Here is an 18,819-nt window from a genome sequence, read left to right on the forward strand (position 1 = left end):
GCTATGAATTCAGGAGTGTCGCCGCCGCATGCGCAGGCCCAGCCCGCCGACGAGGGTGCCCAGCAGCGCCAGCGCGGCGTGGCCCAGCGTGGGCACGGGGGCGATGCCGGGCTGGCCCGGCGGGTTGCCGCCGCCCACCGTCTGCCCCACGGCCAGGCAGCGCGAGAACTCCGACGTGCCGCCCGTGGGCGACTGCCCCTGTTGCCCGGTGGCGGTGAGGGTGAGCACGGTGCCGGGCAGCAGCGGTTGCAGTTGCGCGGTGTGCTGGCCGCCGCTGGCGTCGGGCAGGTCGATGCGGGTGAGCAGGGTCTGGCCTTCGCCGTAGCCGCTGGCGTCGCAGGCGCTGTTGGTGAAGACTTCGATGAAGTACGCCTGCCCCGGCGGGCCGCTGAACTGGTAGGCCAGTTGCACGCCGCCGCCGCCGACGAGCGCGCTGGTGATGGCGGGGGCGGCCTGGCCGCCGTTGATGGCGGCGGGGGGCGGCTCTTGCGGCTGGCCGCCCAGGGGCGGGATGACGGTGATGTCGATCAGCTCGATGCCCAGGGCGCCGTTGCCGAAGATGCTGTTGCCCAGGATGGTGTTGCGGGGCGAGGCGGGGGCGGCGGGGTCGTTCAGCCGCGCGATGCGCACGCCGTTGCGGCCCCAGTGGGCGATGGTGTTGCCTTGGTCTTGCGCGGCGCCGCCGATGGCGTTGTTCCACGGCATGGTGGCGGAGCGGCCCGCGTTGGTGATGTGCACGCCGTCTTCGCTGCCCGCGATGCTTTCACCGCCGGGGCCGATACCGATGCGGTTGCCCCGGATGGCGTGGCCGTCGCCCTGCGGATCAGTGCCGCCGTGGCGGATGAGCACGCCGGTGTGGGCCGCGCCGATGGTGTTGCCGAGCACGAGGGCGGTGCGCGCGGCTTCTTCGAGCAGCACGCCGACCTGGGTGGCGTGGCGCTGGGTGCCCGCGCGGTTGGTGCCGATGAGGTTGTCGATGACCTGGGCGCCGTGCGCGCCCCAGGCCGCGGTGACGGCGCTGCCGAGCGCGTCGCCAACGATGAGGTTGCGGCCCGCCAGGCCGCCGCCGCCGATGGCGGTGCCGCCCGCGCCGCCGGTGACGTGGATGCCGTGCTGCCCGTTGGCCGCGCCGCCGTTCACGTCGTTGCCCGCGCCGCTGCCGTCGGTGCCGATGAAATTGCCCCGCAGGAGGATGTCGTTCACGCTGCCGGGCTGGCCTTCGCCGTCGATGACGATGCCCCCGCCTTGAAAGCGGGTGACGCGCAGGCCGCGCACCTCGGAGCCGCCCGAGCCGGGCTTGAAGACGAGGCCCGGCGCGCTGCCCGCATCGCCGCCGTCGATGCCCACGGCGACGATGGCGTTGGTGCCCACGGGCAGGGTGTTGGGCTGGCTGCCGGGCTGGGTGGTGCCGTCGATGGTGACGGGCACGGTGATGTCGGGCAGGCCCGCGAATTGCGGCCAGATGGTGTGGGGACCGCCGGGGATGTTGAAGCGGATGGCGTTGGCGCTCTCGCCCAGAGCGTTGATCTCCTGGATGGCGGCGCGCAGCGTGCATTGGCTGGCCGCGCTGGCGCACTGGCCGTCGCCGGGGCTGGCGTCGTTGAAGTCGTCCGTGGTGTTGACGGTGAAGGTGGCAGCCTGGGCTGTTGCGGCAAAGAGCAGCATCAGGGGCAGCAGCAGGGCACTGGCGAGGAGGGGGCGGTGGAGCACGGGCGGGGTTTGTTGGTTGTGGCGGCGATTCTTCGCAAGCGGGGCGGCGGCGTCTTTGCGCGGGGCGACAAGGTCTTTGCCGCAAACGACAGCGCCGCGGCGTGTCGCCGCCAGCAAAGCGCTTGCAGGTGGTTTCGCAAGCCCAAACAGGACCCAGGGCTCGTTCACAAAGCGCAAACAGCTCTCTTTTCAGGAGCAATCGCCCGCCCTTGCACACCCCGCGTCTTGGGCTTGCGCGACAAAGGCTTTGCACCAGGCGACAACCTCTTTGCCGCAAACGACATACGGCCCCTCGCCGTCTTGACCCATGGCAAGCGGGCTGGGAATACTCGCCGGACACAACACCACGCCAGAAGGAGTCCACCCATGTCCGCCGCCCTGCCCGCCTTGCGCTTTTCCAGCGCCGACGTGCCCCCCGCCCAGCGCACCGCCTATGTGCGCGACGTGCTGGCCGACGCGGTGATGGGCGTGGACCTGCACACGGTGGACGGCGGCACACCCGAATTGGCGTTGGCGGCGCAGCCCCTGAGCGCGGGCATTGCCGTGATGGAGGGCACCTTCGGCCGCCCGGTGCAGGCCATGCGCGGCCAGGGCCGCGTGGCGCAGGACGGGATCGACAGCGTGTTCCTGGTGGGCCACCGCGCCGGCGCCGCCGTGGCCTGCGAGGGCATGGACCGCGAGCGCATCGTCCCCGGCCAGTTGATGCTGGGCACGCTGGCACGGCCCGCCAACATGATCTACGACCGGCCCGGCGATCTGGTGGTGATGAGCTTTGACCGCGCCGCGCTGCGCCGCCGCGTGCCGCGCCTGGACGCGGATTCCATGCGCCTGCTGGCGCCCGACGCGCCAGGGTCGGCACTGATGCAGTCCTACGCGCGCCTGCTGCTGCGCACGCCGCCCGCCACCGCCGGCGCGCAGTGGCAGGCGGGCGAGCACCTGGCCGACCTGGCCGCGCTGCTGATGGGCGCGCGCGGCGATGCAGCCGAGGCGGCCCGTGCGGGCGGCGGGCGCGCGGCGCGGCTGGCGGCCATCCGCGCCGACGTGGAGCGCACGTACCGCGACCCACAGTTGTCGGTGGCACACCTGGCGCAGCGCCACTACATGAGCGTGCGGCAGGTGCAGCGCCTTTTCGAGGAGGACGGCGCCACCTTCACCGCCCATGTGCAGAACTGCCGCCTGGAGCATGTGCGCCGGCTGCTCGCCAGTCCCGCGCACGCGCACCTCTTGGTCGCCAGCATCGCCTACGAGGCGGGGTTTTCCGATCTGGCGGCGTTCAACCGCTTGTTCAAGCAGCGCTACGGCGCCACGCCCACGCAGCTGCGCGCCGGGGAGGTGCCATGACGGCGAGGGTGCTGCCCCACCGCTTCACCACCGACGCGCTGCCTGCCACCACGCGCATGGAATTCGTACGCGACGGCTATGCACGGCTGGCGATGGCGGTGGACCTGGAACCGCTGTGCGACGAAGGCGCCTTCCGGCTGGACTTGACCACGTTTCAACTGACGCCCAATGCCGGGCTGGGCGGCGGGCTGCTGAGCCCCTACGCAGCGCGGCGCACCCGCCAGCTCGCCGCGCACGCGGGCATCGACGCGGTGCTGGTCACGCGCTTCACGCAGCCGTTCCAGTTCACCGGCGGACCACTGGCGCAGACCGCGTTCGCGCCCGGCGACACCTTGTTCGCGCCCATGGACGAGGCGTTCGAATATCTCTACCCCGCCGCCGGGCACATCCAGACCATCTGGGTGCAGCGCGCCGCGCTGCGCCCGATGCTGCCCCGGCTGGACGGCCACGCGCGCCACTTCGGTGCCAGCCCGCGCATGGATCTGCTGTTCGGCTACGCGAGCGCCGTGCGGCGCGAGGCGGCCTTCGACGCGCCGCTGGCGGAGCTGGCCGCCGGGCATCTGACCGACCTGCTCGCCCTGGCCCTGGGTGCCCATGGCGATGCGGCCGAACAGGCCCGCATGGGTGGGGAGCGCGCGGCCCGCCTGTCGGCCCTGCGCGCCGACGTGGCACGCGCCTACCGCGACCCGCAGTTGTCGGTGGCGCACGTGGCCCAGCGCCACGGCCTGAGCGTGCGGCAGGTGCAGCGCCTGTTCGAGGAGGACGGCAGCACCTTCACCGCCCACCTGCAGAACTGCCGCCTGGCCCACGTGCAGCGCATGCTGATCGACCCGCGCCACGCGCACCAGTTGGTGGCCACGCTGGCCTACGACGCGGGGTTTTCCGACCTGGCGGCGTTCAACCGGCTGTTCAAGCAGCGCTTTGGCGCAGCGCCGACGCAGGTGCGGGAGGCTGCGCTGCAAGGTGGGCACTGACCCATGCGGGGCCGTCAACGAAGACAGGGGGCGCGCACGGCGCCTGCGCGGCGGCGCACAGCACCTCGGCGGGTGGCACCTTCTCCTTGTGCAGCAGTTCCAGCACGCCCGCCGCCCAAGCGGGCGCCGTGAGCAGCACGAAGGTGGCGGCGGTGGCCAGGTGGCGGGACAGGTCGGGCATGGGCTTCGCCGGGCGGCTGTGGTGGATGAAAGCCGCGATTCTTCCCAGGCGCGCGGGACACGTCTTTGCGGCAAGTGACGCGGGCTTTGCCTGGAGCGACAGACTCGTCAGAATCCGCCGCGCAGCTCCGTGGGTGCCACGCCGAAGCGGCGCTTGAATGCCCGGTTGAAGGCTGAAATATCAGCGAAGCCGCAGTCCAGCGCGATGGCGAGCACGCGGCGGTGGCGCTGCGCGGGGTCGAGCAGCAGGGCATGGGTGCGCGCCAGCTGCGCTTCGCGCAGATAGTCGGAAAAGCACGTGCCTTCGGCCGCGAACAGGCGCTGCACCTGGCGTGGCGTGAGGTGGTGCTGCCGCGCAATCTGCACCAGGTTCAGGTCGCTGTGGTGCAGCCGCGCATGGATGGCCTGCTTGATGAGCGCCAAGCGCGGCGCGGTGACGGATGCGCGGCCGGGCGGCAGGCCGGCCTGCGACGCCGGGGCGATGACGGCGGCCAGCAACGCGTGCAGGTGCTCCACGGCGATCTGGCGCTGCGCGGGCAGCAGACTCGCGTCCTCGCCCAGCAGGCTGGCATAGGCCAGTGCCATGGCGGCGCCGGGCGTGCCGGGCGGCAAGGCACGCATGGGCGCTTCTTCCAGGCCGGGCACCAGAGCCGCGATGTGGGCACGCTGCACCTGGATGCAATCGGACAAACCGCCATGCGGCGTGAACGCCTCGTGCATGCGCGCCTTGGACAGCAGCACGTAGCCGCCAGGCAAGGCCGTGAATTCTTCGAACCGTGCGCCGCGGATGGTCGTGCCGCGCGCTTGCAGGCACAGGTAGAGGTCGTCGTTGCCGTCCTGCATCAGTTCGGGCGTGCGCAGCAGGTGCATGGGCGAGTGCGTCACGCGCGCATGCACGGCGCCGTCGCCCAGCGCGCTGATGCGGGCGTGGTAGTCCACCTGGGCCATGTCGATGCCGGGATGGGGCCGCAGGTCCACACGCATCAGCTCGCGCCCGTACAACTCGCGCAGCGCGGGCAGGCGGTCGCGCGCGGCCAGGTCGCGCGTGGACAGGCGGTGGTGCGGGGTAGGAGCGGGTTGTGCAGGCATGGGATGGCGCCAGTCCACGACGCAGGCCCCGCATGCCGCCACGCCTTTCGCTTCAGCCGCGTTTACGCCGCTGCGAGCACCACCCTGCCCCGCCCATCAGGCCCGCCAGCAGCGCCAGACCCGCGTGCCCCAGCGTGGGCACGGGCGTGGGCGGCACGTCCGGCGCCACTGCCGCGGCACAAGGGCCGCTGGGGGTGTGCAGCAGCCAGTTCGTGGGGTGCATCTGCACGCCGCCAGCCGCGTCGTCGAAGGCGTGCGCCGACGCGCCATCGCGCAGCACGCTGTTGCTGCCGTTGGCGAACCAGTGCAGCGGCACCGGGTGCGTGAAGCCGCTGCTGCTGAAGTCCGGTCCCGCCGGGCTGCTGCTGACGCCGGTGAACATGCCGGTCAGCACGCCCGAGCCGTTGGTGGTGATGGCGCCGGTCGCTGCAGTGGGCGGCGAGGCGAGCGGGCTCAGGTCTTGCGCGAACACGGCGTTGCCCGCGTCGTTCATGCGCCAGATGGCGCAGCGCAGGTCGGCCGCGCCCCAGGTCTGGTTCACCGCCGTGTTGCCGCCGTTGTCGAACACGAAGGTGATGCGGTAGTGCTCGCCGTTGACGATCTGCGCGAAGCTGGAGTTGGCGATGGTGCCGGTGTAGGTGACGGCGTAAGGCGCGGCAGCGGCCGTGGCGGCGGCGCAGGCCAGCGCCATGGCGATCAGGGTGCGGATCATGGGGATGCTTTCAAATCGATAGCTGCTTGCGCTTACTGGGCAATCGCTGGAGCCCAAAAACGCTTTAAACCTGCCTGCGCCGCAGCACCGCGAAGCCCACAGCGGCGGCGGCCAGCGACAGCAGCGCCAGCGCCCATTCGCCCAATGTCGGAATGGCGGCGGCGCCCAGCCCCGGCGGCGCGGCGGTGCACTGGGCGTGCCAGGGCGTCTCGCCCGTGGCCACGTTCCAGTCGTTGCTGGCCGAGGGCGTGAGGTGGTTGGGGCACAGGATGGAGCCGCCCGTCTGCAGCGAGTTGGGCGCGGCGGGCACGGGGCCGGTGAGCTGGTTCTGGTCCACCACCAGGCGCTCCAGGCCCAGCGGCAGCGCGGGGATGGTGCCGGTGAGCTGGTTTTGCTGCAGCGACAGGATGGTGAGCGCGGGCATGCCGGTGAGCGGCGGGATGGTGCCGCTGAGCTGGTTGCCGCGCAGCAGCAGCCATTCCAGCGCGGGCATGTTGGTGAATGGCGGCAGCGGGCCGGTGAAGGCGTTCAGAACGGCGCTGTAGCGCGTGAGGTGCTGCAGGCCGGACGGGTCGGGCAGCGGGCCGGTGAACTGGCCGCCGCTCACGTTGAAGAACGTGAGTTGCGACAGCCCGGCGATGGGCGGCACGGGGCCGGTCAGGCTGGTGTTGCCCAGGGCGATGGAGGTGAGGTCCGGCAGCGCGGCCCAGTCGGGCAGCGGCGTGCCAGGCGGGGTGCTGGCCATGGAGTTGGTGACGAACTCCAGGCCGGTGACGGTGGTCTCGCCCGCGTCGCAGGTGATGCCGTACCAGCCGCACTCGGTGCCCGGCGGGTCGCCCCAGCCGTCGTTGTTCAGCCAATTGGGGCCGTTGGTGGCGGCGTAGAAAGCCAGCAGGTAGTCGCGCTGCGACTGGGGAATGGCGGCCTGCGCGCTGGCTGCGGCCAGCAGGGCGAAAGCGGCGAGAAAAAAGCGGCTGATGAAGGTGCTTGTCATGGTGCGGCACATTCTTTGGAATGCACCGATCCGCGTCCTTGCCGGCCGCGACAATCGCGTTGTTCAAAGCGACATGCCGCGCATTTCGGTCGGCGTGGTGCCGAAGCGCCGCTTGAAGGCGCGGCTGAAGGCGGAAAAATCGTCGAAACCGTTGTCCAGCACGATCTGCAGCACGCGCCGGTGGTGCTGGCGCGGGTCGGCCAGCGCGGCGCGCACGCGGTCCAGCCGGGCATCGCGCACGTAATCGGAAAAGCACGTGCCCTCGCGCGCGAACAGGCGCTGCACCTGGCGCGGGGTGAGGTGGTGCAGGCGGGCGATCTGCGCAAGGTTCAGCTCGGGCTGGGTCAGGCGCGCGAGGATGTCGCGCTGGATCAGCGCCAGGCGCGGCACATCCAGCGTGCCGCACCCCGGCGCTGCGGGCGCGAGGATTCCCGCCATCAGATCCTGCAAATGCGCCTGGGCCGATTGCAGCAGCGGCGCCGCGAGCGTGGGGTGGCCCGCCAGCAGCTGCGCATAGCCCATGGCGAGTGCCGGCTCCTGCAGGCCGGCAGGCAACACCCGCAGGGGCGCTTCTTCCAGGCCCGGCAGCCTATGCGCGAGCGCGGCGTGCGAGAGCTGCAGCGTGGCGGTGCGCCCGCCCAAGGGGTGGACGATCTCGTGCGCACGCGCCTTGGAATGCAGCAGGAAGCCGCCCGCCGGCACCGCGACGTCGCCGCTGCCGGTGCGCAGCACGCAGCCGGCCTGGGTGGCGGTCAGGAACAGGTCGTCCCCGCCGTCGCCGATGTGCGCGGGCCGGTGCGCGATGTGGGCGGGCGTGTGCTCGCTGTACGCATACGCGCCCCCATCGCCCAGCAGCATCAGGCTGACCTGGAAGTCCAGCGGCGCGGCGTCCTCGCAAGCCCACAGGTCGACGCGCATCAGCGCGCGGCCAAACAGCTCGCGCAGCGCATCGGCCCTGTCGCGTCCCGCGTAGTCGCGCGAGGACAGGCGCAGGTGCTGGGGAGCAGCGGGCGCGGCGTGCATGCCGGCCAGTGTAAGCACGGCGCAGCGGCCGGTAAAATCGGGCCCAACCGTCAATCCACCTACCAGGCGGCATCCCCTGTGGATGCCGTTTTCATTTGCCATGAGCGACACCATTGCCCAACCCGGCCTCGACAGCCTGTCCAAGTCCTTCGAACCTGCTGCCCTGGAAGCCCACTGGGGCCCCGAGTGGGAGCGGCGCGGCTACGGCACGGCGGGCTACCGGGGCACGGGCGCGCCGCAGGCGGGCGAGCCCGCGTTCTGCATCCAGCTGCCGCCGCCCAACGTGACGGGCACGCTGCACATGGGCCATGCGTTCAACCAGACGATCATGGACAGCCTCACGCGCTACCACCGCATGCTGGGCCACAACACGGCCTGGGTGCCGGGCACCGACCACGCGGGCATCGCCACGCAGATCGTGGTGGAGCGCCAGTTGCAGGATCAGGGCCAGAGCCGCCACGATCTGGGCCGCCCGGCGTTCGTGAAGAAGGTGTGGGAGTGGAAGGAAAAGAGCGGCAACACCATCACCACGCAGATGCGCCGCATGGGCGACACGGTGGACTGGAGCCGCGAGTACTTCACGATGGACGACAAGCTCTCCAAGGTCGTCACCGAAACCTTCGTGCGCCTCTACGAGCAGGGCCTGATCTACCGCGGCAAGCGGCTGGTGAACTGGGACCCGGTGCTGCAGTCGGCCGTCTCCGACCTGGAGGTGGAGAACGAGGAGAAGGACGGCTCGCTCTGGCACATCGCCTACCCGCTCACCGACGGCTCTGGCCAGCTCGTCGTGGCCACCACGCGCCCCGAGACCATGCTGGGCGACGTGGCCGTGATGGTGCACCCCGAGGATGAGCGCTACAAACACCTGATCGGCAAGAGCGTCACGCTGCCCCTGGTGGGCCGCGAGATTCCCATCATCGCCGACGAGTACGTGGACAAGGAATTCGGCACCGGCGTGGTCAAGGTGACTCCCGCGCACGACCAGAACGACTACGCCGTGGGCCAGCGCCACAAGCTGCCGATGGAAGTGGTGCTGACGCTGCAGGCCAGGATCAGCGACAACGCGCCCGAGAAATACCGCGGCATGGACCGCTTCGTGGCGCGCAAGGCCATCGTGGCCGACCTGGAGGCGCAGGGCCTGCTGGTCGAGACAAAGAAGCACAAGCTCATGGTGCCCATTTGCACGCGCACCGGCCAGGTGATCGAGCCGATGCTGACCGACCAGTGGTTCGTGGCGATGGGCAAGGTGGGCGAAGGCGATGTCACGGGCAAGTCCATCGCGCAGAAGGCCATCGACGCCGTGGCCTCGGGCCAGGTGCAGTTCGTGCCCGAGAACTGGGTCAACACCTACAACCAGTGGATGAACAACATCCAGGACTGGTGCATCAGCCGCCAGCTCTGGTGGGGCCACCAGATCCCCGCGTGGTACGACGAGGACGGCAAGGTCTACGTGGCGCGCAGCGAGGAAGAAGCGCAGGCCCAGGCACCGGGCAAGACGCTGACGCGCGACGAGGACGTGCTGGACACGTGGTACTCGTCGGCCCTCGTGCCCTTCTCGACGATGGGCTGGCCCGGCCAGGGCACGGCCGAGACCGACGACTACAACCTCTACCTGCCCTCCTCCGTGCTGGTCACGGGCTACGACATCATCTTCTTCTGGGTCGCCCGGATGATCATGATGACCACGCACTTCACGGGCCGTGTGCCGTTCAGGCACGTCTACATCCACGGCCTGGTGCGTGACGCGCAGGGCAAGAAGATGAGCAAGTCCGAAGGCAACGTGCTCGACCCGGTCGACCTGATCGACGGCATCGCGCTCGAACCCCTGCTCGACAAGCGCACCCAGGGCCTGCGCCGCCCCGAGACCGCGCCCACGGTGCGCAAGAACACGCAGAAGGAATTCCCCGAGGGCATTCCCGCCTACGGCGCCGACGCGCTGCGCTTCACCTTCGCCGCGCTCGCCTCGCTGGGCCGCAGCATCAACTTCGACAGCAAGCGCTGCGAGGGCTACCGCAACTTCTGCAACAAGCTCTGGAACGCCAGCCGCTTCGTGCTGATGAACTGCGAGGGCTACGACTGCGGCCTGAAGGAGCACACCGCCGCCGACTGCGCGGGCGGCTACATGGCCTTCAGCCAGCCCGACCGCTGGATCGTCTCGCAGCTGCAGAAGGTGGAGGCCGAAGTCGCCAAGGGCTTCGCCGAGTTCCGCCTGGACAACGTGGCAAGCGCCCTTTACGAGTTCATCTGGAACGAGTTCTGCGACTGGTACCTGGAAATCGCCAAGGTGCAGATCCAGACGGGCAACGAGGCCGAGCAGCGCGGCACGCGCCGCACGCTGATCCGCGTGCTGGAGGCCATCCTGCGCCTGGCCCACCCCATCATCCCGTTCGTCACCGAAGCGCTCTGGCAGAAAGTGGCCCCCGTGGCAGGCATGGCGGGCGACTCCGTCGCCATCGCGCGCTATCCGCAGGCCCAGCCCGAGAAAATCGACGAGGCCGCGATCGCCTACGTGCAGCGCATCAAGCAGGTGGTGGACGCCTGCCGCACGCTGCGCGGCGAGATGGGCGTGTCGCCCGCGCAGCGCCTGCCGCTGCTGGTGACGGGCGACGCCGCCTTCATGCGCGCCATCGCGCCCGTGCTGCAAAACCTGGCCAAGCTCTCGGAAGTACAGGTGTTCGACGACGAGGCCGCCTGGGCGGATGCCGCCAAGACCGCCCCCGTGGCCGTGGTGGGCGAGGCGCGCCTGGCGCTGTTCGTCGAGATCGACGTGGCGGCCGAGAAGGTGCGCCTGTCCAAGGAAGCCGCGCGGCTGGAAGGCGAGATCGCCAAGGCCGGCGCCAAGCTGGGCAACGAGGCCTTCGTCGCCAAGGCCCCGCCCGCCGTGATCGAGCAGGAGAAAAAGCGCGTGTCAGACTTTGGCGCGACCTTGGCGCGCCTGCGCGAACAGCTCGCACGGCTGGGCTAAGATCAATCCCCATAGGGCACAAGGGCGCCGCGCTGATCCGGGCGCCCTTGTCTTTTTCACCATCCACTTTTTCGCGAGGTACCTGACTTGACCGCTCCCACCCGCGTCCGCAAGGCCGTCTTCCCCGTCGCAGGGCTCGGCACCCGCTTCCTGCCCGCCACCAAGGCGTCCCCGAAGGAAATGCTGCCGGTGGTGGACAAGCCCCTGATCCAGTACGCCGTGGAAGAGGCCTACGAGGCCGGCATCCGCGACATGGTCTTCGTCACCGGCCGCAGCAAGCGCGCCATCGAAGACCATTTCGACACCGCCTACGAGTTGGAGAACGAGCTGGAGAATGCCGGCAAGCAGGAAATGCTGGAGCTGGTGCGCAGCATCAGCCCGGCCGACATGAACTGCCTGTTCGTGCGCCAGCCGCGCAGCCTGGGCCTGGGCCACGCCGTGCTGTGCGCCGAGCCGCTGGTGGGCAACGAGCCCTTCGCCGTGATCCTGGCAGACGACCTGATGGTGGGCGAGAGCGGCGGCCCCGGCGTGATGGCGCAGATGACCGCCGCCTTCCAGAAGCAGGGCCGCTCGCTGCTGGCCGTGCAGGAAGTGCCGCCCGACCACACGCGCCGCTACGGCATCGTGCGCGGCGAGCCCGCCGGCGGCGCGCTGCTGCGCGTGGACGAGATCGTGGAGAAGCCCGCGCCCGAGAAGGCGCCTTCGCGCATGGGCGTGGCTGGCCGCTACGTGCTCACGCCGCGCATCTTCGCGGAGATCCGCAACCAGCCCAAGGGCGTGGGCGGCGAGATCCAGCTCACCGACGCCATCGCCCGCCTGATGCAGCACGAGACCGTGTACGCCTTCCAGTACGCAGGCAAGCGCTACGACTGCGGCAGCAAGGAGGGCTTTCTGGAGGCCACGGTAGAACTGGCCCTGCTGCACCCGCAGGTGGGCACGCACTTCCGCGAGTACCTGAAGACGCTGGTGCTTTGATTTTGATAGCTGCGTGCGCTTACCCAGTAAGCGCTAGCGGCCAATTTGGCACTTGGCTTCAGCGGCGGCGCAGGATGTGCACGAACTCCTCGCCCACCGTTTGCTGCTCCACCAGTTCATTGCCCGTCTGGCGTGCGAACGCCTGGAAGTCGCGCAGCGACCCGGTGTCGGTGGCCAACACCTTGAGCAGCTGGCCGCTGGCCATGTCCGCCAGCGCCTTCTTCGCGCGCAGGATGGGCAGCGGGCAGTTCAGGCCCCGTGCGTCTACTTCCTTGTGAATGTCCATGGTCAGGGGTCCTCAATCCAGTCCGCGGCGGCGCTCCGCGTTTTCCTCTGCGGTGAAGAACACCGGCTCGTGCCCGCGCGTGCGCAGCCAGTCGGCCAGCGCATAGCCCGTGCCGGCGGGCCAGCACTTGAGCTCGTCCAGTTCATAGAAGCGGTGGTCCACCAGCTCGGGCGACAGGCGCACCTCGCCCTCGGCCCGCACGTGGTAGGCGATGATGACCTGGTTCATGCGGATGAACTCGTACGCCCCCACGAGCGTGACGGAGAGCGCGTCGAGGTTGGTCTCCTCCTTCACCTCGCGCGCGATGCCCTCCTCGGGCGACTCGCCCGCCTCCATGAAGCCGGTGATCAGCGCGAACATCTTGGGCGGCCACAGCGCATTGCGCGCCAGCAGCACGCGGCCGTCCACCTCCACGATGGCGGCCAGCACCGGCGTGGGGTTGTTCCAGTGGGTCCAGCCGCAGGCGGCGCAGCGCAGGCGCTCCTTCTCGCCGCTGTCTTCCAGCAGCGTGATCGGGGCGAGCGGCGTGGCGCAGTGGGTGCAGAAGCGGGTTTCGTAGCGCATGGCGGTCATACGGGGAAGACCCCGGTGGAGAGATACCGGTCGCCCCGGTCGCAGACCACGAAGACGATGGTGGCGTTGTGCTCGCGCTGCGCGATCTGCTGCGCCACCCAGCAGGCGCCGGCTGCGGAGATGCCGCCGAAGATGCCCTCCTCGCGCGCCATGCGCCGGGCCATGTCCTCGGCATCGTCCTGGTGCACCAGCACCAGTTCGTCCACCATCTGCGGGTCGTAGATCTTGGGCTGGTATTCCTCGGGCCACTTGCGGATGCCCGGGATGCGCGAGCCCTCGCTGGGCTGCGCGCCGACGATGCGCACGCCCGGGTTCTTCTCGCGCAGGAAGCGCGACACGCCGGTGATCGTGCCCGTGGTGCCCATGGCGCTCACGAAATGGGTGATTCGCCCCCCGGTCTGCTCCCAGATCTCGGGGCCGGTGGTCTCGTAGTGGATGCGCGGGTTGTCGGGGTTGGCGAACTGGTCGAGCACCACGCCCTTGCCCTGCGCCACCATCTGGTCGGCCAGGTCGCGCGCGTATTCCATGCCGCCGCTCTTGGGCGTGAGGATCAGTTCGGCGCCGTAGGCCTTCATGGTCTGCGCACGCTCCACCGACAGGTCCTCCGGCATGATCAGCACCATGCGGTAGCCCTTGATGATGGCCGCCATCGCCAGCGCGATGCCGGTGTTGCCCGAGGTGGCCTCGATCAGCGTGTCGCCCGGCTTGATCTCGCCGCGCTCCTCGGCCCGCCGGATCATCGACAAGGCCGCCCTGTCCTTCACCGAGCCCGCCGGGTTGTTGCCTTCCAGCTTGCCCAGAATGACGTTGCCGCGTGCCGCGTTGTCCTGGGCCCCGATGCGTTGCAGTGCGACCAGCGGCGTGCGCCCGATCGCGTCCTCGATGGTGGGATAGGTCTTCATACGCCCCTACTGTGCCATAATTTGCGGCTTTCCTCCTCCTTCCGCCCGGGTGGTGAAATTGGTAGACGCAGGGGACTCAAAATCCCCCGCCGCAAGGCGTGCCGGTTCGATTCCGGCCCCGGGCACCACGAACAAGTCCAGATGAGTCCATACTCATCTGGACTTTTTTATTTTCCCTTGGAAATCAGCATCTTAGCTGTCCACAGCAGTCTCAGCCAGTCCATACGCATCCACGCAATTTGGGGGCACATTTGGGGGCATCATTCTCAGAATTGGGGGCACATTTGTAGGCGCAGGTGCCCCCAGGAAAGTGCCCCCAGCTACGGGGCAACGGCAGCCTAAAAACGAGACTTTTGCTGGTGATTTCAAGCACTGCTAAGTGCCAGGCGAAAAAACGCTTGCTCGCGCTTCGACGGTCGGTAAACCCTTCAAAGCCTACAAACCCCACCGCTCGGGCCGGACTGCATGCCAGCCCAACCGGCCAAGCTTTTTTCACTTGCTCGCGTTTCGTCGGAAAAAAACCCCTCAAAACCCACCAAACCCTACCAAGCCACCTCGGCAGGATGACGCTCGAAGCCCCCTCTCTGGAAGTCTTCCGCCGCATGTGAAGGCTCTTATGCCATGGTGACGTAGCTCTGCTTGGCCTTTATCTCAGGATGGAAGGCGGCTCGCGCACCTGGGTATTCCGCGATGCGCACGATGGCGAAAGTCGCCACCTGGATCTTGGCGGCTATCCGCTGGCCGGCCTGGCTAAGGCGCGCCAGGTCCGCAACGCACTCAACTTGCATGCGTTGATGGTGCGGCTGCGTTCAGCGACACTGCCAGGCGTTCACTACGGAACGGGCCTGATGCCAAGGTCGAACGATGACTGTCTACCGCTACCGCCAATACCGTGCAGCCCTGAAAGCTGTAGCTTTCACCGGGAAGTACATGCCCTACGAGTGGGGGAGCTTGCCGCCAAAGCTTCCTTTCTCATGGGCTGCCTATTCCGGGATGTTCCAAGAGTTCTCTCAGGAACTCGCAAACATCGTCAACGACCTGACTCGCTACACGCATCAACTGAAAGGGTGGCGAGACCTCGTTCACGCCTTCAACGATAAGGCTCGAATGGACGTAGCCATCGAGTTCATCGAACCGCTCGGCACGCTTGCACTCAATCTGCCGTACGTTATCCGCTCGCGGTTCATCTTCGCTGCTGCGCACCTGACCTGCCCCCGTTAGACGTGCCAGTCCCGAGTTAGCGAGTCCAAGGTTGTGGAGACTACTTGATCTCCGGTGATTGCCTTGCATCGCCAGCGCGCTGGCGATGCAAGGCAGCAAAGCTGGCCGGCGAGATGCGCCCCAGTGAACTGTGGGGCCGCACCTCGTTGTAGTCACGCCGCCATCGGGCCACCTCCTGGCGAGCCTGCACCAGCGTCTCGAACCATTGCTCGTTCAAGCACTCATCCCTGAATTTGCCGTTGAAGCTCTCGATGTAGGCGTTCTGGGTCGGACAGCCTGCATCGTTGAGCAGGTGCCGCACGCCTCGTGCCGCTGCCCACGCAATGAAAGCCCGGCTGGTGAACTCCGGCCCCTGATCGGTGCGGATGGCCAGTGGATAGCCTCGGAACTGCGCGGCCTGGTCCAGCAAGCGCACGACGTACTCGCCGCCCATGCCGTGATCCACCGCGATGTCCACGCACTCGCGGCTGAAGTCATCGACCACCGTCAGGCACTTGATGCGCCGGCCATTGGTCAGTGCGTCCATCACGAAGTCCGTGCTCCAGGTGTCATTGACATGGCGGCTGCTCACCAAGGGCTGACGCTCGCCCGTGGGACGCTTGACCTTGCGGCGCTTGCGCACCGACAGGTTGGCCAGCTTGTACAGGCGCCACACGCGCTTGTGGTTCACCTGATGGCCTTCCAGGGCCAACAGGTCATGGATGCGCCGGTAGCCGAAGCGCCGGCGCTCATGCGCCAACTCGACGATGCGCGTGCTCAGGCTGGCTGTGGACTCGTTCATGCTGGGCGGCTCCCGGTAGCTGGTTCTGGACAACCCCGCATAGCGACAGGCGCGGCGCTCGCTGATGGACAGTTCTTGAACCATCCTGGCAGCGGCCTCGCGCCTGGCCTGCGGGGTCAGCGCTTTACCCCGAAGCCCACCTTCAGCGCTTCGATGTGTAGATGGGCCTCGGCCAGCAGTTTCTTGAGCTTGGCGTTCTCGCCCTCGATCTCGCGCAGCCGCGTGGCCTCGCTGGCCTGCATGCCACCGAACTTGGCACGCCACTTGTAGAAGGTCGCATCGCTGAAGCCGCCCAGGCGGCACAGTTCCTTGACCGGCATGCCGCCCTCGGCCTGCTTGAGAAATCCGATGATCTGCTCGTCGGTGAATCTGCTCTTCTTCATGTCCGTTCTTCCTCTGAAAACGGACTCTACTAACCTTCAACTGGTACGCCCTATGGGGAGCAGGTCAGGCCCGCCCTATTCGCACTGGGCGGCACCAAACAGCAGGAAGCCGAGTACGCCCGACTCAAGGGCGAACATGACGCCCTGCAGCAAGCGGCAGTTGCTAAAAAATGCGGAGTTCTGACCGCCAAAGAGGAAGTGAAGCCCGCGGTCGTCCCGGTTGCAGCGTCTTCGGCCGCCGTGGCCGATGCTTCTACAACACCGGCAATAGCTAGCGAGAAGCCTTGATGGCGACCGTTCGCCTTCCCTGACCATGGGCACGAATGACCCCGACATCCCACCAAGCCCAAGAAGACAGAGAGCGTGAAGTAGTTGCTGGTAAGGTTAGCCCTCTCAATGAGAAAGGAACCGCCGTGACTGTCTCCCTAGACACCGATGTGACTCTCACAAATCCTTCGTACAGCTTCGACTTCGACGTGGGCGAAAAGTCTTTGGACGGGACAGTCATCGTTGACTTTGATCTGTCGGGACTGACGGGGCCAAAGGATCATGTTGGCCTCGCCAACAATCGCCACGGCAATGCTGGAACTATCCCTGGCGCGACCGTGGGCGGTACACAGGAAATCTGGAACGAAGCGGCGGGCGTCATCCTAGGAGCGGATGGGTCCATTCATTTGGAAACCTGGTTCAGGGCCCTGGATGGCTTGAACGAGATGACAGCGGTCGAAGTGGGCTCCCTGCGTTCGTACAGAAAAGCGCGTATTCGACACACCACGGCAGGCGTAGACCACGTGGTGAAGGTGTATGGGATCAAAGAGTTGGGCGGTCGGAATCGCCGTCTTCTGGCTACCGTCAAATTCAGCACCGGAGCCAATCACGACATGCGGTCTACCGGTTTTTCGCCCTTCGTCGCGAGTTCCCAGCCTGCGGTCTACAGATGCATTCGCATGGACTGAATACGGCGGACAGACTTGATAGCTATCGGGCCTACTCGCGTGAGCAAACACCTGAGGCGCGCGGGCAGTATGAGTTCGCCGAGCAGGAGGCCGCGGCCAAGCGCGCGGGGCTGTGGGCCGACAAGGAGCCGATAGCCCCGTGGGACTGGCGCAAAATGCTTCAGAAGAGAGGGGCACCATGAAACTCAGATCAATCACCGCAGCCGCATTGCTATGCCTGAGCACCCAGGTATTTGCCGCCTATACCCTCCACATTTACGAGAGCGGGGGCGATGTGGTTGCCAGCGGGAGCGGATCCATAAATACGGCAGGGCTGCCCGCCCCCACCATTTCCAATACCCGCCCTCTGGCGCGGGGCACCGATGCGCTTGTGTATATCGGCGGCACGACAAATATCGCAGGTACGGCAATGGACCTGTTCAATTCAGGGGTGGCTGGGCCAACCTCGTTCGGCACATCCACGACACTGACGTACGCCGATGCGGGATTAGGTGATTTCGTGGGAATTTTGGGTGACACCGGCCGGATGTTCGTCCCGCTGGGCTACACCTCGCAATCCCTTCTGTCATCCTCCGCGGTCTGGAGTGCAACCACGCTTGCGGCGCTCGGCCTTACACCCGGCACCTACACTTGGACGTGGGGCGCCGGCCCCACCGCAGACTCATTCACAGTGCAGATCGGGCCGCTGGCCGCAGCCGCCATCCCCACCCTCTCCGAATGGGCGTTGATCGGGCTGTCATCCATCCTGGCCATGCTGGGCATCTCAAGGATGCGGCGGCGCCAGGGCTAACCAAGAGCCACCTTCGGGTGGCTTTTCATGGGCGAGAGGCAGCCTGCTACAATCCGCCCTTGGTGGGATTGCCTCACCAATTGCCTGCGCAGGCAATGCCGAATTTCACGACGGCACGTCGAACAAGAGCCCTCACGACGAGAAAAACAAAGAGAGCTTCCTGCATAGGATGTGCCGTAACGTGGGCCGCGTAAGTGCCCACGGCCAACACCTAGCCCGCCATGAGCGGGCTTTTTCACGTCTGGGGCTACCATGCGCTTTCACCTAGGAGGCATCATGGGAAGGGCAATGACGATCCTGGCCATCATTGGCGTTCTGGCGGCCCTGTACTTCTCCTGGCGGTACGGGGTGTACTGAGCCTGGGCGAAAAAAGTCGCCCTAAGGCGACCGCACAGGCAGAGCTACCGCTTACCCATAGATCTCACGCGCCATCACTGTATGGCGCAGAGCTGAAATCTGTTGCTGCTGTTCTTCCTCCTCCTTCTTGCCTGGAGGCGATGGCTTTTGCTGCTCTTGTGGCGGCGGGTTGCCATCGGCCACAAACCGGCATGGATGCTGGGTTTGCTGATTTGCCCCCGGGTGCCCCGCCATTTTCAAGTTTCCGGGGTGAAGGCTTTGCGGCGCGGGCACAAGAAAGCCGCCCGGCTGGCATGCAGCGGGGCGGCTAGCGGGTTGCTCTGGGGCTGGCGCAGCCGGGTGTTCAGGCTACCGAATGGCACCACGTTGCCCGCCTTGCGGCCGTCCAGGTGGTCGGCCCACCACTGCATGAGCCGGGCGCGTTCATCCATGTAGGTGCTGCAGTGGTAGGCCGCCCTGATCTTGTTGCGTTCCATGTGGGCCAACTGGCGCTCGATCACGTCAGGGTTCCAGCCCGCTTCGTTCGCCACCGTGGAGAACAAGGCACGGAAGCCGTGCGCCGTGGCGCTGCCCTTGTAGCCCATGCGGGCCATGGCACTGTTCAGGG

At 67.5% G+C, this 18,819-nt stretch carries 18 protein-coding genes, 1 tRNA gene and 2 pseudogenes; 10 read left to right on the forward strand and 11 right to left on the reverse strand.

All coding sequences use genetic code 11. The features are described 5' to 3' along the window. Window positions 1-9: 9 nt before the first annotated feature. A complete protein-coding gene (locus tag AAG689_RS15150) occupies window positions 10-1,710 on the reverse strand; it encodes a CSLREA domain-containing protein (protein WP_406622724.1) in 1,701 nt (566 codons plus the stop codon). A 366-nt stretch (window positions 1,711-2,076) separates the two neighbouring features. On the opposite strand from AAG689_RS15150, the gene AAG689_RS15155 reads away from it, so the two are divergent. Both AAG689_RS15155 and AAG689_RS15160 read left to right on the forward strand, forming a co-directional pair. Then, the gene (locus tag AAG689_RS15155) at window positions 2,077-3,051 is read left to right on the forward strand and encodes an AraC family transcriptional regulator (RefSeq protein WP_406622725.1); all 975 of its coding nucleotides are present in this window, start codon (window positions 2,077-2,079) and stop codon (window positions 3,049-3,051) included. Beyond that, complete coding sequence (locus AAG689_RS15160; protein WP_406622726.1) at window positions 3,048-4,025, forward strand: helix-turn-helix transcriptional regulator; 978 nt, start codon at window positions 3,048-3,050, stop codon at window positions 4,023-4,025. Before AAG689_RS15155 ends, AAG689_RS15160 begins: the two co-directional genes overlap by 4 nt. Here the strand turns inward: AAG689_RS15160 and AAG689_RS15165 are convergent. The 5 genes from AAG689_RS15165 to AAG689_RS15185 all read right to left on the reverse strand — a co-directional run bounded on the left by AAG689_RS15165 (window position 3,961) and on the right by AAG689_RS15185 (window position 8,041). Beyond that, on the reverse strand, window positions 3,961-4,206 hold the full coding sequence (locus AAG689_RS15165; RefSeq protein WP_406622727.1) for a hypothetical protein: 246 nt from the start codon (window positions 4,204-4,206) through the stop codon (window positions 3,961-3,963). The two genes, AAG689_RS15160 and AAG689_RS15165, sit on opposite strands and share 65 nt — an antisense overlap. Before the next feature lie 107 nt (window positions 4,207-4,313). Then, window positions 4,314-5,294 (reverse strand): helix-turn-helix transcriptional regulator, encoded by a 981-nt coding sequence (locus tag AAG689_RS15170; RefSeq protein WP_406622728.1) that lies wholly within the window; start codon window positions 5,292-5,294, stop codon window positions 4,314-4,316. Window positions 5,295-5,346: 52 nt separating this feature from the next. Then, window positions 5,347-6,006: an IPTL-CTERM sorting domain-containing protein gene (locus AAG689_RS15175; protein WP_406622729.1), complete on the reverse strand. Its 660-nt coding sequence runs from the start codon at window positions 6,004-6,006 to the stop codon at window positions 5,347-5,349. Window positions 6,007-6,070: 64 nt separating this feature from the next. Then, window positions 6,071-7,000 (reverse strand): IPTL-CTERM sorting domain-containing protein, encoded by a 930-nt coding sequence (locus AAG689_RS15180; protein WP_406622730.1) that lies wholly within the window; start codon window positions 6,998-7,000, stop codon window positions 6,071-6,073. Between the two features lie 63 nt (window positions 7,001-7,063). Further along, window positions 7,064-8,041, reverse strand: coding sequence for an AraC family transcriptional regulator (locus tag AAG689_RS15185; protein ID WP_406622731.1), 978 nt, complete (start codon window positions 8,039-8,041; stop codon window positions 7,064-7,066). Window positions 8,042-8,123: 82 nt separating this feature from the next. Here AAG689_RS15185 and AAG689_RS15190 point away from each other — a divergent pair, with 82 nt between their 5' ends. Next, entirely contained in the window at window positions 8,124-10,988 is a 2,865-nt protein-coding gene (locus AAG689_RS15190) for a valine--tRNA ligase (protein ID WP_406622732.1), read from the forward strand. Window positions 10,989-11,075: 87 nt separating this feature from the next. Continuing rightward, window positions 11,076-11,963, forward strand: a complete 888-nt coding sequence (galU, locus tag AAG689_RS15195) for a UTP--glucose-1-phosphate uridylyltransferase GalU (protein WP_406622733.1) — start codon at window positions 11,076-11,078, stop codon at window positions 11,961-11,963. 58 nt (window positions 11,964-12,021) lie between these two features. On the opposite strand, the gene AAG689_RS15200 is transcribed toward galU, so the two are convergent. The 3 genes from AAG689_RS15200 to cysM are packed head-to-tail and all read right to left on the reverse strand — an operon-like array spanning window position 12,022 to window position 13,724. Further along, entirely contained in the window at window positions 12,022-12,249 is a 228-nt protein-coding gene (locus AAG689_RS15200; RefSeq protein WP_406622734.1) for a sulfurtransferase TusA family protein, read from the reverse strand. Between the two features lie 12 nt (window positions 12,250-12,261). After that, complete coding sequence (locus AAG689_RS15205; protein ID WP_406622735.1) at window positions 12,262-12,813, reverse strand: NUDIX domain-containing protein; 552 nt, start codon at window positions 12,811-12,813, stop codon at window positions 12,262-12,264. 5 nt (window positions 12,814-12,818) lie between these two features. Then, on the reverse strand, window positions 12,819-13,724 hold the full coding sequence (cysM, locus tag AAG689_RS15210; RefSeq protein ID WP_406622736.1) for a cysteine synthase CysM: 906 nt from the start codon (window positions 13,722-13,724) through the stop codon (window positions 12,819-12,821). A gap of 43 nt (window positions 13,725-13,767) precedes the next feature. Here cysM and AAG689_RS15215 point away from each other — a divergent pair. The 3 genes and pseudogenes from AAG689_RS15215 (at window position 13,768) to AAG689_RS15225 (ending at window position 14,945) form a co-directional block, all read left to right on the forward strand. Further along, window positions 13,768-13,852: transfer RNA gene (locus AAG689_RS15215), tRNA-Leu, on the forward strand. Between the two features lie 528 nt (window positions 13,853-14,380). Next, a pseudogene (locus AAG689_RS15220) lies at window positions 14,381-14,443 on the forward strand (hypothetical protein); the annotation flags it as partial. 145 nt (window positions 14,444-14,588) lie between these two features. Beyond that, complete coding sequence (locus AAG689_RS15225; protein WP_406626406.1) at window positions 14,589-14,945, forward strand: hypothetical protein; 357 nt, start codon at window positions 14,589-14,591, stop codon at window positions 14,943-14,945. A gap of 40 nt (window positions 14,946-14,985) precedes the next feature. Here the strand turns inward: AAG689_RS15225 and AAG689_RS15230 are convergent. After that, a protein-coding gene (locus tag AAG689_RS15230; RefSeq protein WP_406622737.1) for an IS3 family transposase occupies window positions 14,986-16,109 on the reverse strand; the annotation gives its coding sequence in 2 pieces (ribosomal slippage) (window positions 14,986-15,854 and window positions 15,854-16,109; 1,125 coding nt in all). A 413-nt stretch (window positions 16,110-16,522) separates the two neighbouring features. Between AAG689_RS15230 and AAG689_RS15235 the strand changes: the two genes are divergently transcribed. From AAG689_RS15235 to AAG689_RS15245, 3 genes and pseudogenes are all read left to right on the forward strand, one after another. Next, window positions 16,523-17,065 carry a hypothetical protein gene (locus AAG689_RS15235; RefSeq protein WP_406622738.1) on the forward strand — a complete coding sequence of 181 codons (543 nt, stop codon included), beginning with the start codon at window positions 16,523-16,525 and terminating at the stop codon, window positions 17,063-17,065. A gap of 23 nt (window positions 17,066-17,088) precedes the next feature. Then, a pseudogene (locus tag AAG689_RS15240) lies at window positions 17,089-17,247 on the forward strand (thermonuclease family protein); the annotation flags it as partial. Beyond that, on the forward strand, window positions 17,244-17,855 hold the full coding sequence (locus AAG689_RS15245) for an IPTL-CTERM sorting domain-containing protein (RefSeq protein ID WP_406622739.1): 612 nt from the start codon (window positions 17,244-17,246) through the stop codon (window positions 17,853-17,855). The pseudogene AAG689_RS15240 and the gene AAG689_RS15245, both read left to right, overlap by 4 nt. A 593-nt stretch (window positions 17,856-18,448) precedes the next feature. On the opposite strand, the gene AAG689_RS15250 is transcribed toward AAG689_RS15245, so the two are convergent. Next, a complete protein-coding gene (locus AAG689_RS15250) occupies window positions 18,449-18,805 on the reverse strand; it encodes a tyrosine-type recombinase/integrase (RefSeq protein WP_406622740.1) in 357 nt (118 codons plus the stop codon). Window positions 18,806-18,819: the final 14 nt, after the last annotated feature.

Origin of the sequence: Acidovorax sp. SDU_ACID1 (assembly GCF_045291395.1) — a bacterium.
Taxonomy (GTDB): domain Bacteria; phylum Pseudomonadota; class Gammaproteobacteria; order Burkholderiales; family Burkholderiaceae_C; genus MR-S7.